This window comes from Arthrobacter sp. TJ-265, from assembly GCF_058269135.1.
The window spans coordinates 608,417-622,374 of record NZ_JBZCND010000002.1 but is presented as its reverse complement, the minus strand read 5'-3'; the positions used below and the strand labels follow the sequence as shown (position 1 = coordinate 622,374).

Below are 13,958 nucleotides of genomic sequence, written 5' to 3'. Positions count from 1 at the left end.
ACCAATGCGTCACACGACGCGGAGGGGTGATGCGCAGCCGCTAGACTTGAGCCCGTCCTTCGGTTGCCACCACCAGTGAATGAGGAATCTTGGCCGACTTCAGCGCTCGTTTCGCCACCGGAACGGAGCAGCGGGACTGGGACTCCCTCGTGATGACGAACCCGGGCGGGGGCAACATCCTCTCCTCCTTCGCGTTCGCGGAGGTGAAGTCCCACCACGGCTGGCGGCCGCGATTCGTGGTCCTCGAAGGCCCCGGATACACCACGCACAATCTCGTCCTGGAGAAGAAGGTCCCCGTCATCGGGGCGCTGTGGTACCTGATCAAGGGCCCCGCGGTCACCGACGCCGCCCACGTGCCCGCTGCGGCGCGCGCCGTCGCCGACCTCGCCCGCAGGGAGGGGCACAACGTCTTCGCGATCAAGGTGGAACCGGACCTCGTGGACGGTCCGGAGGTGCGGGAGGCCTTGCAGTCGACGGGGCTCGTCAAGACCTTCAACCTGCAGCCCAACGACAGCACGGCGCTGCTGGACACCACCCCGGACGCGAACCAGCTGCTGCGGAACCTCCACTCACGCGGTCGCAACGCGATCCGCAGGGCCATCCGGGAGGGCGTCGAGGTCCGGCGCATGGAGCCGACGCAGGAGACCTTCGAGGCCATGTACTCGCTCATGGCGCACATCGAGGATCGCTCGACCGCCCGGATGCGCTCGTTCGAGTACTACAGCCGCTTCTGGCAGAACTTCGTCGACGCAGGGCAGGGCCGCTTCTACTTCGTGTACGAGGACGGGCAGCCCTCGGTCGGTGCCTTCGTGGTCAACTACGGCACCAAGGGCACCTACAAGGACGGCGGGTCCCGACCGGGGAGGACCCAGTACGGGGACTCGCATCTCGTGCAGTGGCGGGCCATCACCGATCTCAAGGACGAGTTCGGGATCGTCGAGTACGACTTCTGCGGCACCCCGCCGGGCGACCGGTTGAAGGACAAGGACCACCCGTTCCACGGCCTCGGGCTGTTCAAGACGAGTTTCACCAAGACGGTGACGGATTTCGCCGGTTGTTACGACCTCGTGGTCAGCGGCTGGAAATATCGTGTGTGGAACACGATCGCGGAGCGTGTGGCGCGCCAGATCCACTGGCGACGCACGCATCAGCCGTTCTACTGAGCAAGGGCCCGCAGAGGGCGCTGTGATCGACGCATGAAAGGCCGCTGTGACAGACGGTTCGACCCCGGCGGACGGGCTCCTGCCCCCTGATCCGTCGCCCGTGGCGGAGGCACTCCCGGTGATCCAACGCCCGTTCGACCCGTCCGACGACGAGAAGCGTCAGCTGGCGGCGGGCAAGGGAGGTGCCGTCAGGAAGGGCGCCAGGGCCGGGGCTCCACCGAAGCGCCCGGCGTCGGAACCGAGGGTCCCCCGGTCGTCCCGCCAGCGGCAGCCCGCCGCGAGCCCCACGGACGCGCTTCCGACGACACCGCGGAGCGTGCCGTCGTCGAGCCGGTCCAACGCAGCGGCTCGGAACGTGCTCCGCCGCCTCGTGCAGGGCGAAGCTCCACCCACCCAGGCGATGAGCATCGTGGAGCGGCTCGCCGGCAGCCCCTACGCGAACCCGATGATCCAGGTCGGGGGCCCCGACGCCGGTGCCCGCAAGGCCCTCGATTTCGCCCTGAACCTCGCCGAGACCATGTTCCGGTACGGCGCGGGCGCCCTGGAGGTGGAGACGAGCATCATCGCCGTCACCGCTGCGTTCGGCCTCGACCACATCGAGGTGGACATCACCAACCAGTCCGTGATCATCAACTACTCCGCGAAGGACCAGACGCCGACGACGGTGCTGCGGGTGGTCCGTTCGTGGACGAACAACTACGCAGGCCTCACGGCCATCCATCGGCTCGTCTCGGACATCGCCGACGGCGGGGTCTCCCGGACCGAGGCCGCCCAGCGACTCGACGAGATCACCCACCGGCCCAAGCCCTTCCCCCGCTGGATGGTGACCGCCGCCTTCGGCATCTTCTCCGCCGCCATCGTGGCCTTCGTCGGCGGGACCCTGCTCGGCTCGCTGGTCGGCTTCATCAGTTGCATCCTCGTCGACCTCGTCAGCCGCAAGCTGGGGGAGTGGCGCGTCCCGGAGTTCTTCTCCGTCGCCACCTCTGCCGCGCTGATCACCCTGATCGCGATGCTGTTCTGGTGGCTCGAGGTGCCCATCACGCCGGCGCTGGTGGTGGTGGGCGGCATCCTGCTGCTCCTGCCGACGGGTCGGCTCGTCTCGGCCACACAGGACGCCATCAACGGGTTCCCGGTCACGGCCGCAGGCAGGTACCTCTCCGCGATCCTCGTCTTCGCGGCGCTCGTGGCCGGGATCGCCGTCGCGCTCGTGGCCGGATCAGCGATCGGGATCCCCGAACTCGAGGTGTTCGAATCGTCCGGCAGCCAGTACCCGTGGCCGCTGGTCGCGGTGCTCGTCCTCATCGCCGTGGCCATGATCTGCATCGCCGAGCAGACCGACGTGAAGCTCGTGCTCCCCACGTCGCTCGTCGCCGTCGCCGGGTATCTCCTGATGATCAGTGCCGTCGCGGCGGGCGTCGGGTACCGGTTGGCGCCGGCCCTCGCCGCCGTCCTGATCGGTGGACTCTCGCGCGTCGTCGCCCTCCGCCTGGGTGCCCCCCAGCTCGTGGTCGCGGTTCCCGCGGTGCTGTTCCTCTACCCCGGGCTGTCCATCTTCCGCTCGATGTACATGCTCACCATCGAGTCGGAGATCGTCTCCGACGGCGCGCTCGGCCTCTTCAACGCCCTGACGGTCGTACTGGCGATCGCGGCGGGCGTGGTCCTCGGCGACAACCTGGCGCGGCCGTTCACGCGGAAGCTCAGCTCCGACGAGCGGCAGCGGAACCGGCGGCGATAGCCGCACACCTCGGGATGCCGCGCGGCGACGCCGTCGCCCCGCGGGGCCGCGTCAGCCGGTCCGGCCCGCCGTGTGCGTCCAGTCGATGGGGTCGGCGCCCTGCCGGGTCAGGAGTTCGTTGGCGCGGGTGAAGGGCCGGGAGCCGAAGAACCCGCGGGAGGCAGAGAGCGGGCTGGGGTGCACCGACTCGACCGTCGGCGTCGGGCCGAGCAGCGGCTTGAGGCGGAGTGCGTCCTTGCCCCACAGGATGGCCACGAGCGGCCCGCCCCGCGCCACGAGGGCGCGGATGGCGGCGTCGGTCACCTCCTCCCACCCCAACCCCCGGTGCGACGCCGCCTCGCCGGCGCGGACCGTCAGCACACGGTTGAGCAGGAGGACACCCTGCTCGGCCCAGCTGGACAGATCGCCCGATGCGGGCGGCTGCGCGCCCACGTCGGAGGCGAGTTCACGGTAGATGTTCGCCAGGCTGCGGGGGATCGGCCGGGTCCGCGGATCGACGGCGAAGCTGAGCCCGACGGCGTGCCCGACCGTGGGGTACGGGTCCTGCCCCACGAGAACCACCCGGACGCCGTCCAGCGGTGTGGTGAAGGCCCGGAGGATCCGGGTGGCATCGGGCAGGACCCGGCGTCCGCTGTCGAGGTCCTCCGCCAGGGACACCGCGAGGCGGTGGAGGACGGGCTCCACCGGCTTGAGCGCGGCCGCCCAGTCGGCGGGAACGAGGTCCTCGATCCGGGCCGGGGCGGCGAAGGGGAAGACCGAGGGGTTCGGGGCCGGGTGCCCGTCGGTCCGGGGTTCCGCGGTGCCGGTCCCGCGGCCGCCCGCAGGCGTGTCCGGCAGGTCGAACAGGGTGGGTTCGGCGGAGGTCATGACCCCATTCTCGCCCGGGCAGCCGGATCATATCGTCCGAATGACAGTGTTGTCATTCCCGATTATCATGGGATGACAGTTATGACCGCTGACGGAAGGCACAGAAGAGATGGCCGAGCCACAGCGGCATTCGGATGACGCGACGTCCGGGACGGACGACCGGCTGGCCCTGGGCGACCGCGAGCAGCGGATGCTCGCCCTCGAACGCGAATGGTGGAAGTACTCCGGCGCCAAGGAGCAGGCCATCCGGGATCTCTTCGGCCTGTCCGCCACGCACTACTACCAGGCGCTCAACGCCCTCATCGACACCGAAGCGGCCCTCGCCCACGATCCGATGCTCGTCAAGAGGCTGAGGCGCCTCCGGTCCACCCGGCAGAAGGCACGCTCGGCCCGCCGGCTCGGCGCGGACATCTAGCACGTCCCGCCATTCTCGACGAGCGAAGGACCACCCCCATCCATGACTGATCACCCACGGGACGAGTTCGACCGCGTCCCGGCATCGTCCGCGCGCCAGGGAGTCCACCGCGAGCGGATCATCACGGCACGGTCCAACGGCCTCGCCCTCAAGATCGCCGCGGGGGTCCTGGCGCTCCTGGTCGGTCTGGGGTCGTTCTTCCTTCTGCCCCGCCTCGGCTTCACGGGAGCGGCCGACGCCGGCGTGACGCCGAGGTCGAGCCCCGGGGCCTCCGCGACGTCGGAACCCTCGGGCACCGCATCTGCCGGAGCCACGAGCGGGCCGGGCGGGACCGCGACCGACGGCGCGTCCGCGGACGCCTCCGAGGGCGCGGATGCCGCGGACCGGGCCCAGACCGTCAACGTCCTCAACGGCACGGGGACGCCGGGCCTGGCGGCCGTGGCGGCCGGTCGGCTTGCTTCGGCCGGATGGACGTCCGCCCTCCCCGGGAACTGGGCCGGTGTCCCCGTGGACGCTTCCGTGGTCTTCTACAACGGCGAGGAGCAGCGTACCGACGCGGAAGCCGTGGCCGCGGACCTCGACATCGCGAATCTCGTCGAGAGCGTCGGTATCTCGCCGGCCATCTCGGTGGTCCTCGGCCCCGAGTTCCAGTAGCCGGCGGACCCTGCAGGGCGTCTGGGGCAGCGTCCGCCGGGCAGCACCGGAGGCCGGCCCGCCGACGACACCGTCGGGTCGGGGCACAGCGGTCGGGGCCGTTCGGCGCCCGACCTGCCGGCGCGTCGGTCCCTCCTGCGCGGCGGACTCCTCAGGGTCCGGACCGCCTGCTGACGACGACACTGTGCCTCCCCGGACACGTGGTCCGCTCGACCTGTGCCCTTGCGGATGTCCGCACCACGGCATCAGGACATCACCGGCCGGACGGCGTGACGACCCCCACCGGGTGGCCCAGGCGGGTTGCACTCATAGGGTGGGAGTGCTAATTATTGAGTTAGCACTCGCGCGCGCAGACTGCTAAGACTGTGCGTGGCGCGTGAAGCAGGCAAACCTCTGTGGTGGGGGTGGAGCAGGAACGTGAAAGAGATCGTTCCGGCTCCATCCGGCCGTCGCGGGCACCACACGCAGGCAAGCATTCACATGCTGAAATGCAACCGTCCCGAAAGGACCTAAGCCGTATGGCCAAGATCATTTCTTTTGATGAAGAGGCCCGCCGCGGCCTCGAGCGGGGCCTCAACATCCTCGCTGACGCCGTCAAGGTGACCCTCGGCCCTCGTGGCCGCAACGTCGTGCTCGAGAAGAAGTGGGGTGCCCCCACCATCACGAACGACGGCGTGTCCATCGCCAAGGAGATCGAACTCGACGACCCGTTCGAGAAGATCGGTGCCGAGCTCGTCAAGGAGGTCGCCAAGAAGACGGACGACGTCGCAGGCGACGGAACCACCACCGCCACCGTGCTCGCCCAGGCCCTGGTCAAGGAAGGCCTGCGCAACGTCGCAGCCGGCGCCGACCCCCTGAGCCTCAAGCGCGGCATCGAGAAGGCCGTCCAGGCCGTCACCGAGGAACTGCTCGCCTCCGCCAAGGAGATCGAGACCAAGGAGGAGATCGCTGCCACGGCCTCCATCTCCGCCGGTGACGACGAGATCGGCGCCCTCATCGCCGAAGCCCTGGACAAGGTGGGCAAGGAAGGCGTCATCACGGTCGAGGAGTCCAACACCTTCGGGTTGGAGCTCGAACTCACCGAGGGCATGCGCTTCGACAAGGGCTACATCTCGGGCTACTTCGTCACCGACGCAGAGCGCCAGGAGACGGTCCTCGAGGACCCCTACGTCCTGATCGTGAACTCGAAGATCAGCAACGTGAAGGATCTCGTCGCAGTCCTCGAGAAGGTCATGCAGTCGGGCAAGCCCCTGCTCATCATCGCCGAGGACATCGAAGGCGAAGCCCTCGCGACCCTCGTGGTCAACAAGATCCGCGGCACCTTCAAGTCCGTCGCCGTCAAGGCTCCGGGCTTCGGTGACCGTCGCAAGGCGCAGCTCGCCGACATCGCCATCCTCACCGGTGGCCAGGTCATCGCCGAGGAGGTCGGCCTCAAGCTCGAGACCGCTACCCTCGACCTGCTCGGTACCGCCCGCAAGGTCGTCGTGACCAAGGACGAGACCACCATCGTCGAGGGTGCCGGCGACGCCGACGCCATCGCCGGACGCGTGGCGCAGATCCGCGCCGAGATCGACAACTCCGACTCCGACTACGACCGCGAGAAGCTGCAGGAACGCCTGGCCAAGCTGGCCGGCGGCGTTGCAGTCATCAAGGCCGGCGCCGCAACGGAGGTCGAGCTCAAGGAGCGCAAGCACCGCATCGAGGACGCCGTCCGCAACGCGAAGGCTGCCGTCGAGGAAGGCATCGTCGCCGGTGGTGGCGTGGCCCTCATCCAGGCCGGCGCCAAGGCGTTCGCCAACCTCAAGCTCACGGGCGACGAGGCGACGGGCGCGAACATCGTCCGCGTCGCCATCGACGCACCGCTCAAGCAGATCGCCTTCAACGCCGGCCTCGAGCCCGGCGTCGTGGTCGACAAGGTCCGTGGCCTGCCTGCAGGCCACGGCCTGAACGCTGCTACCGGCGTGTACGAGGACCTCCTCGCCGCCGGGGTGAACGATCCCGTGAAGGTCACCCGCTCGGCCCTGCAGAACGCAGCGTCGATCGCAGGCCTGTTCCTCACAACCGAGGCCGTCGTGGCCGACAAGCCGGAGAAGGCAGCTCCTGCCGGCGGCGGCGACGACATGGGCGGCATGGGCGGCATGGGCGGCTTCTAGCCCCACCGCCTGCGCGGCTCCCGCGCACAGCACGCACGGAGGGCGGCACTCCCGGACAGGGGTGCCGCCCTTCGCATGCGCCCCGGCAGTGCCCGGCTCAGCTCATGAACATCCGCGCGTTGCTCTGCTCGGCATCGGCGTACTGCTGGGTGGCGACGTTCAGGGCTGCATTGATGCCGGTCAGCGACTCCTCGACCTGCTGCTGCGTGGCCCGCCACTGCAGGATGAGTTGCTGGAAATTGGTGGCCGCCTGCCCCGTCCAGAGTCCCTCCAGTTCGCGGAGCCCGGCCTGCATGGAGTTCACCTCCGCCTGCAGCCTCCCGATGGTGCCCTGTACCTGGCTGCTCTTGGCCGCCAGGCTGTCGGTGTCCACGTTGAAGAATGCCATTCCGTCCTCCTGTGCTCGCGCTTCCTTGACGCGCTCGACGCTAGGGCACGCACCGGGACGATCAGCGGGCGTCCCGGCGTTTGTGGACAACGGGCTTCGTAGGCGGGGCCTGGGGCGGGGTGAGGCCGTCCGGGACGGCCGGGTGCTGGTCCGAGCCCGGGTCCCGGGGCGCGTCCGTCACCGCCTCACCGGTCGCGGCGTCCTGCTCCGGCGCTCCCTCATCGGTGAGGTCCCCGTCGAGGGGGACGTGCGGAAGCCGGATCGACAGGGTAGCGCCCCCGCCCGGGGTCTCCTCGAGCCTGACCGTGCCGTCGTGCTGGGCCACCAGCGCGGCGACGATCGCGAGGCCGAGGCCCGTGCCCCCGGTCTCGCGGTGCCGGGAGGTGTCCGCGCGGTAGAAGCGCTCGAAGACCTTGGCGGCGTCGTCCTCCGAGATGCCGGGACCGTGGTCGCGCACCTCGAGGACGGAATCGCTGTGGCCGTGCAGGACGGGAGCGACGCCGACCGCGATCTCGATCGGCGAACCGGCGGGCGTGTACCGCAGCGCATTGGTCATGAGGTTCGCGACCACCTGGCGGAGCCGGGCCTCGTCCCCGCGGGTGGGGGCGGACCGGGGGCTGCCGCCGTCGAGCCCGATGACGGTGATGGTGCGATCCGGGGCGGTAGCCCGCGCGTCGAAGGCGGCGTCATGTCCGAGCACCGTGAGGTCCACGGGCTTCACGTCGGGCCGGCGCTGCTCGTCGATCCGCGCGAGCGTCAGCAGGTCCTCGACCAGCTGGCCCATGCGGATCGCCTCGCTCTCGATCCGGCCCATCGCGGCCGCGACGTCCTCGTCCTTCTGCAGGGCGCCGTGCCGGTACAGCTCCGAGTAGCCGCGGATGGTGACGAGCGGTGTCCTCAACTCGTGGGACGCGTCGGCGACGAACCGCCGCATCTTGGTCTCCGACGCGGTGCGGGCGGCGAAGGCCCGCTCGATGTGCGCGAGCATCGCGTTGAGGGACCGGGAGAGCCGCCCGATCTCCGACGCGGGGCGTTCGACGGCGACGCGGCGGGAGAGGTCGCCGGTGGCGATCGCCGCCGCCGTCCGCTCCACCCGGGCGAGTGGTGCGAACTGCCGCGTCACCGTCACGAAGGCGATGAGCGAGGCGAGGGCCGTCGTGACGAGGCCGGAGGTGAAGATGATCTCCTTCGCCTCCTGCACCGATTCGTTCACCGTGTTCAGGCGGGAGGCGATCGCGAGGTACCCGTCGGTGTTCGCGAACCTGAAGATCCGCACGCGCCACCCCTGGCTGTCGGCGTCGGTGCTGGGCACGTCGAAGCCGGCGCCGTCGAGGTCGATGATGCGTTCCTGCGTCATGCCCCCAAGGTCCGGTACGTCGAGGGCGTCGTCGGACTGGTTGGCCACCACCACGCCGCCGTCGCTGTCCAGCAGCGCGGCGTAGTACCTCAGCACGGCGCCGTCCGCCTGGGGCTCGGTGGAGTAGATGTCGTTCGCGACGGTCCTGGCGTTGTTCCACAGGTCCTGGTCGACGCGGTCCACCAGGCCGTCCCGCAGGAGGGAGACGGTGGCGAGGCCCGTGATGCCCACCGTGACGATCATCAGGAGCATGATGATCGCCACGAGCTGCGAGCGGAGCGACGCCGCGTTCCAACGCTTGACCAAGTCGCCGGTGCTACCGCTTGTCAGCGGTGCGCAGCAGATAGCCCACGCCCCGCTTGGTCTGGATCAGGGCGACGGCGTCGGGGTTCCTGTCGATCTTGCGCCGCAGGTAGGAGATGTAGGACTCGACGATCGACGCGTCGCCGTTGAAGTCGTACTCCCAGACGTGGTCGAGGATCTGGGCCTTGGACAGGACGCGGTTCGGGTTCATCATGAGGTACCGCAGGAGCTTGAACTCGGTGGGGGAGAGCTCGATGGTCTCCCCGTTGCGCCGGACCTCGTGGGCGTCGTCGTCGAGTTCCAGGTCGGCGACGCGGATCACGGCGTCGTCGTCCTCGAGCGGGTGCGTGCGGCGCAGGACGGCGCGGATGCGCGCGACGACCTCGTCGAGGCTGAACGGCTTCGTCACGTAGTCGTCCCCGCCGACCGTGAGGCCCGTGACCTTGTCGTCGGTGTCGTCCCGGGCCGTCAGGAAGACCACGGGGAAGTGGCGTCCCGCGGCGCGGAGCCGCCGCGTGACGGTGAAGCCGTCCATGTCGGGGAGCATGACGTCGAGCACGGCGAGATCGGGATTGTGCGTCTCGGCGGCGGCAAGGGCTTCCCGGCCGTTCGCGGCGGCGACGACGTCGAAACCGGCGAAGCGCAACGACGTCGAGAGGAGTTCACGGATGTTCGGTTCGTCGTCGACGACCAGGAGTTTCGCTTCGGGGACCGTTTTTTTCACCCTCCCAGTATCCGCACTCCGCCTGTGAGTTGGCTGGACTGCTCCTGTACGCCTGCTGGTCAGTCCCTGGGCTCCTTGTCCCCGATGGCCGCCGCATCGAGGATACGGTACGCATAGCCCTGTTCGGCCAGGAAGCGCTGGCGCTTCGCCGCGAAGTCCTGATCGAGGGTGTCACGGGCCACGACGGTGTAGAACCGGGCCGCCCGCCCGTCCGCCTTCGGGCGCAGCAGCCGTCCGAGGCGCTGGGCCTCCTCCTGGCGGGACCCGAACGAGCCGGACACCTGGACCGCGACGGACGCCTCCGGGAGGTCGATGGAGAAGTTCGCCACCTTCGACACCACGAGCACGGTGATCTCCCCGGCCCGGAAGGCGTCGAAAAGCCGCTGCCGCTCCTTCACGGGGGTCTCGCCCTTGATCACGGGGGCGTCGAGGCGCGCCGCGAGGTCGTCGAGCTGGTCGATGTACTGGCCGATGACGAGCAGCTGCTCGCCCCGGTGCGCCGCGACGAGCTTCTCCACCACGTCGGACTTGGTGTCCGACGTCGCGCACAGGCGGTACTTGTCGCCGTCGTCGGCCATCGCGTAGGCGACCCGCTCGTCCCGCGGCAGGTCGACGCGCACCTCCACGCAGTCCGCGGGGGCGATGTACCCCTGCGCCTCGATGTCCTTCCAGGGCGCGTCGTAGCGCTTCGGCCCGATGAGTGAGAAGACCTCGCCCTCGCGGCCGTCCTCCCGGACGAGCGTCGCGGTGAGGCCGAGCCGCCGGCGGGCCTGCAGGTCCGCGGTCATCTTGAAGATCGGCGCCGGGAGGAGGTGCACCTCGTCGTACACGATCAGGCCCCAGTCGTTGGCGTCGAGCAACTCGAGGTGCGGGTACAGGCCGCCGCGCTTCATCGTGAGGACCTGGTACGTCGCGATCGTCACCGGGCGGACCTGCTTCACCGCCCCGGAGTACTCCCCGATCTCGTCCTCCGTCAGGGATGTCCGCTTGAGCAGCTCGTCCTTCCACTGCCGCGCGGACACCGTGTTGGTGACGAGGATCAGTGTGGTGGTCTGGCTCGTGGCCATGGCGGCGGCGCCCACGAGGGTCTTCCCCGCGCCGCACGGCAGGACGACGACACCCGAGCCGCCCGACCAGAAGTTCTCGACCGCGAGCTTCTGGTACGGGCGCAGCGTCCAGCCGTCCTCGTCGAGCACGATCGGGTGCGGTGTCCCGTCCACATAGCCCGCGAAGTCCTCCGCCGGCCACCCGAGCTTCAGCAGCAGCTGCTTCAGCTGCCCGCGCTGGGAGGAGTGCACGACGACGGTCTCGTCGTCGATCCTGGGCCCGAGGAGGGGCTGGATCTTCTTCGCGTGCAGGACCTCCTCGAGGACGGGATAGTCCGTGGTGCGCAGCACGAGGCCGTGCTGCGGGTCCTTCTCGAGTCGGAGGCGCCCGTAGCGGGACATCGTGTCCTCGATGTCGATCAGGAGGGCATGCGGCACCGGGAAGCGGGAGTACGTCAGGAGGGTGTCGAGGACGTGCTCGGCGTCGAGTCCGGCGGCGCGGGCGTTCCACAGCCCGAGGGGCGTGAGCCGGTAGCTGTGCACGTGCTCGGGCGCACGTTCGAGTTCGGCGAACGCGGCGATCGCGTGGCGCGCCTCGGTGGCCTGCTCGTGGTCCACCTCGAGCAGGATGGTCTTGTCGCTCTGGACGATCAGCGGCCCGTCAACCATCGGCGGCGCTCCCTTCGAGGATCTCCACGTCCATGACGCGGTGTACGGACACGACTTTCTCCACCTGGTTCTCGGGATCGAACACCCGCAGGCGGCCTCCCGACACCGAGAGGGGAACAAGGACCTGGCGCACGTGATTCCCCTCGCTGTCCGCGGTGCCGAGGCGGATCCTGCTGCGTGACCGGATGGCCGCGCGGAGCGTCTCCAGCCCGAGCAGCGTCTCGCTGTCGGCGGCCCCCGCCGGATCGGCGGTCGCGGGGCCCGGGGTGCGGAGGGCGGCCAGCTGCGCCGTGATCTCCTCCTCGGCGACGGACCACGGGTTGAGCCGCGACCGGAGCTGGTCCGGCGCCCTGCCGGGTGAGGACGGTTCGACCGGCCCGGCGGGCGTGGGTCCGACGGCGGTCACGGGGTCCGACGCCGGGGCGAAACCGAGGTCGCGCAGGAGACCGGTCAGCTCCTGGGCGGAGGCGGGGGACACCAGCACGGTCGGTGCGATCTGCACGATGCCGAGCACCGCGGCGCGCGGGTCCGCCAGGACTGCGGCGGCGACGGCGTCGTCCTCCGTGCGCAGGTAGCTGCCGGCCCGGCCCACCCGGAGACCGCCGTACCGGGACGCGGTGTCCTCGACGAGATACGTCAGGGCCTGCGGGATCTCCGTCGCGGAGTGCGTGCGGAGGAAGTCGAGGATGGAGGGGGCGTCCTCCCCGGCGTCGAGCGCGGTACGGAGGGAGTCGGCGGAGAAACGGTAGGTCGTGGCCGGTCCCTGACCCTCGGGGGTGGACATGCGCAGGAGGCCGCGCGCGACCGCGGGCTGCAGGTACCCGGGGGCGACGGCGGTGAGATCGGCCTGCAGCACCACATGGGAGACAGGGGCCGGCAGGGCGTCCCGCACACCGAGGGCGGCGTCCCCGAAGCGGCCCTGGGCGACGAGCCTGCCGGGCCCGGAGAGCGCGCCGCCGCCCGTCAGCCCGAGCGCGGCGGCCTCCGTCAGCATGCCGGGGACGAGCCGGGAGAAGCGCCGGTGCAGGCGCGGCTGGTGCCAGGTGGCGAGCCCGACGACGGCCTGCTCGGTCAGGACGCGGACGGTGCCGGCCGCTCCGGACCCGACCGTGCCGGGCGCGTCCGCGGGGGTGTCCGACAGTTCGAGGGCGACGGACAGGAGCCGCCGGCGCACCATCGGGGCGTCGGGCCGGGACGCCTCCGCGGCGAGGGCGTTGACGGAGGTGCCGTCCGGCAGCTTCGATCCGACGAGCGCCGGGGCGCGGTCCACGGCGAGCCATCCCTCGACGAGCAGCTGCCACTGGGCGTCCCGGTCCAGCGTCTCCCAGGCATCGGGCTGGGCGGTCTTCCAGCGGGAGTCGTCCGGATCGAGGACGAGGAGTCCGACGGCGGCCGCGAGTTCGAGCAGCCAGGCGGCCTCGCCGTCGCTGCAGTGCACTGCCTCGCGGACGCGCCGGAGCTCGCGCACGCCCACGCCGCCGGAGCGGAGGGTGGAGACGGGGGAGCCGGCGACGACCGCGAGCAGGGATCCCACCTGTCGCAGGGTTTCCGCGATCGCGCCGAATGCCGCGTTGTCACGCAGCGTCGCCCGGGTGGTCCGCGCATCGGTGGACGGCGGGTCCCGATCGAGGGACGCGAAGACGGCGTGGCCGCGGACGGCCCTGCCGACGCCGCGGGGGAGCTCGACGTGGAGGGCGTCCAGCGGTGCCAGCAGGCAGCGGTCCAGGAGCCACTGCACGGCAGGCGGGGCACCGCCGGCACCTCCGGTCGCCGTCGAACCGACCGGGGTGTCACGGAGGCGGGCGAGCAGGGCCTCCACGCCGTCGGGGGCACCGGCCATGAGCCGGTCCCAGGCCTCCGGGTCCGCAGTCACCCCATCCAGCACCCGCGCGGCGGCGGCCGACGTTCCCGCCTCGTGCCCGGAGTCCGGGGCGAGGACCGCGGCGGCGCGGACGAGCGCGGGACCGAACCGCGGGATGGAGCGGGCGAGGGTCCGGAAGGAGCGGCCGAGGCCCGCCGGGTAGGGCGCCACGGCGTCGGCCATCGCTCCGACGGGCAGGAAGCCCTCCGCCGCGGACCCGACGACGAGGGCGCGCCGGGCGAGGTCGTCGAGGAACGCCTCGACGGCGTCGGTGCTTCCCTGCGACAGGGCGGCGGCGAGACGGGCGGACGGCACCGCGGCGCCGTCGTCCTCGGTGAGGACCACGAGGGCCTCGAGGACCTGGAGCTGGGGCCGCGTGATGTTGTCCAGTGCCCGCTGCAGGCTCGTGCGCGAGGACGCCCGGGCGGCGAGCGCGGCGAAGTCCGGCACCGGGGGAAGGATGAGGTCGGGCCGGACGGTGAGGAGGCGGCGCAGGTCGTCATCGCTCCGGAGGGCCAGCTGATCGGCCAGTGCTCGGATTGCGGACATCACCCCAAGATTACCCGGCGCCGCTGACACGGCGCGTGGTCAGGTGCGCGCCTTGTGACGCCCGTCGTACGGCG

At 70.6% G+C, this 13,958-nt stretch carries 11 protein-coding genes; 5 read left to right on the top strand and 6 right to left on the bottom strand.

Annotated elements, in window-relative coordinates:
* Positions 1 to 89: 89 nt before the first annotated feature.
* Together AC4D2E_RS11435 and AC4D2E_RS11430 are read left to right on the top strand one after the other, a co-directional pair.
* Positions 90 to 1,163, top strand: coding sequence for a lipid II:glycine glycyltransferase FemX (locus tag AC4D2E_RS11435; RefSeq protein WP_490952695.1), 1,074 nt, complete (start codon positions 90 to 92; stop codon positions 1,161 to 1,163).
* A gap of 46 nt (positions 1,164 to 1,209) precedes the next feature.
* On the top strand, positions 1,210 to 2,898 hold the full coding sequence (locus AC4D2E_RS11430; RefSeq protein ID WP_490911071.1) for a threonine/serine exporter family protein: 1,689 nt from the start codon (positions 1,210 to 1,212) through the stop codon (positions 2,896 to 2,898).
* 51 nt (positions 2,899 to 2,949) lie between these two features.
* On the opposite strand, the gene AC4D2E_RS11425 is transcribed toward AC4D2E_RS11430, so the two are convergent.
* On the bottom strand, positions 2,950 to 3,765 hold the full coding sequence (locus AC4D2E_RS11425; RefSeq protein ID WP_490952694.1) for a uracil-DNA glycosylase: 816 nt from the start codon (positions 3,763 to 3,765) through the stop codon (positions 2,950 to 2,952).
* A gap of 109 nt (positions 3,766 to 3,874) precedes the next feature.
* On the opposite strand from AC4D2E_RS11425, the gene AC4D2E_RS11420 reads away from it, so the two are divergent.
* The 3 genes from AC4D2E_RS11420 (at position 3,875) to groL (ending at position 6,987) form a co-directional block, all read left to right on the top strand.
* Positions 3,875 to 4,180, top strand: a complete 306-nt coding sequence (locus tag AC4D2E_RS11420) for a DUF3263 domain-containing protein (protein ID WP_104168759.1) — start codon at positions 3,875 to 3,877, stop codon at positions 4,178 to 4,180.
* A 42-nt stretch (positions 4,181 to 4,222) separates the two neighbouring features.
* Positions 4,223 to 4,834 carry a LytR C-terminal domain-containing protein gene (locus tag AC4D2E_RS11415; protein WP_490952693.1) on the top strand — a complete coding sequence of 204 codons (612 nt, stop codon included), beginning with the start codon at positions 4,223 to 4,225 and terminating at the stop codon, positions 4,832 to 4,834.
* Between the two features lie 518 nt (positions 4,835 to 5,352).
* Complete coding sequence (gene groL, locus AC4D2E_RS11410) at positions 5,353 to 6,987, top strand: chaperonin GroEL (protein ID WP_104168757.1); 1,635 nt, start codon at positions 5,353 to 5,355, stop codon at positions 6,985 to 6,987.
* Between the two features lie 97 nt (positions 6,988 to 7,084).
* On the opposite strand, the gene AC4D2E_RS11405 is transcribed toward groL, so the two are convergent.
* From AC4D2E_RS11405 to AC4D2E_RS11385, 5 genes are all read right to left on the bottom strand, one after another.
* Positions 7,085 to 7,375 carry a WXG100 family type VII secretion target gene (locus tag AC4D2E_RS11405; protein ID WP_104168756.1) on the bottom strand — a complete coding sequence of 97 codons (291 nt, stop codon included), beginning with the start codon at positions 7,373 to 7,375 and terminating at the stop codon, positions 7,085 to 7,087.
* A gap of 61 nt (positions 7,376 to 7,436) precedes the next feature.
* A complete protein-coding gene (locus AC4D2E_RS11400) occupies positions 7,437 to 9,038 on the bottom strand; it encodes a sensor histidine kinase (RefSeq protein ID WP_490952692.1) in 1,602 nt (533 codons plus the stop codon).
* Between the two features lie 10 nt (positions 9,039 to 9,048).
* Entirely contained in the window at positions 9,049 to 9,759 is a 711-nt protein-coding gene (locus tag AC4D2E_RS11395; protein WP_104168755.1) for a response regulator transcription factor, read from the bottom strand.
* 59 nt (positions 9,760 to 9,818) lie between these two features.
* Positions 9,819 to 11,474, bottom strand: a complete 1,656-nt coding sequence (locus tag AC4D2E_RS11390; protein ID WP_490952691.1) for a DNA repair helicase XPB — start codon at positions 11,472 to 11,474, stop codon at positions 9,819 to 9,821.
* The gene (locus AC4D2E_RS11385; protein WP_490952690.1) at positions 11,467 to 13,884 is read right to left on the bottom strand and encodes a helicase-associated domain-containing protein; all 2,418 of its coding nucleotides are present in this window, start codon (positions 13,882 to 13,884) and stop codon (positions 11,467 to 11,469) included. Before AC4D2E_RS11385 ends, AC4D2E_RS11390 begins: the two co-directional genes overlap by 8 nt.
* Positions 13,885 to 13,958 lie beyond the last annotated feature (74 nt).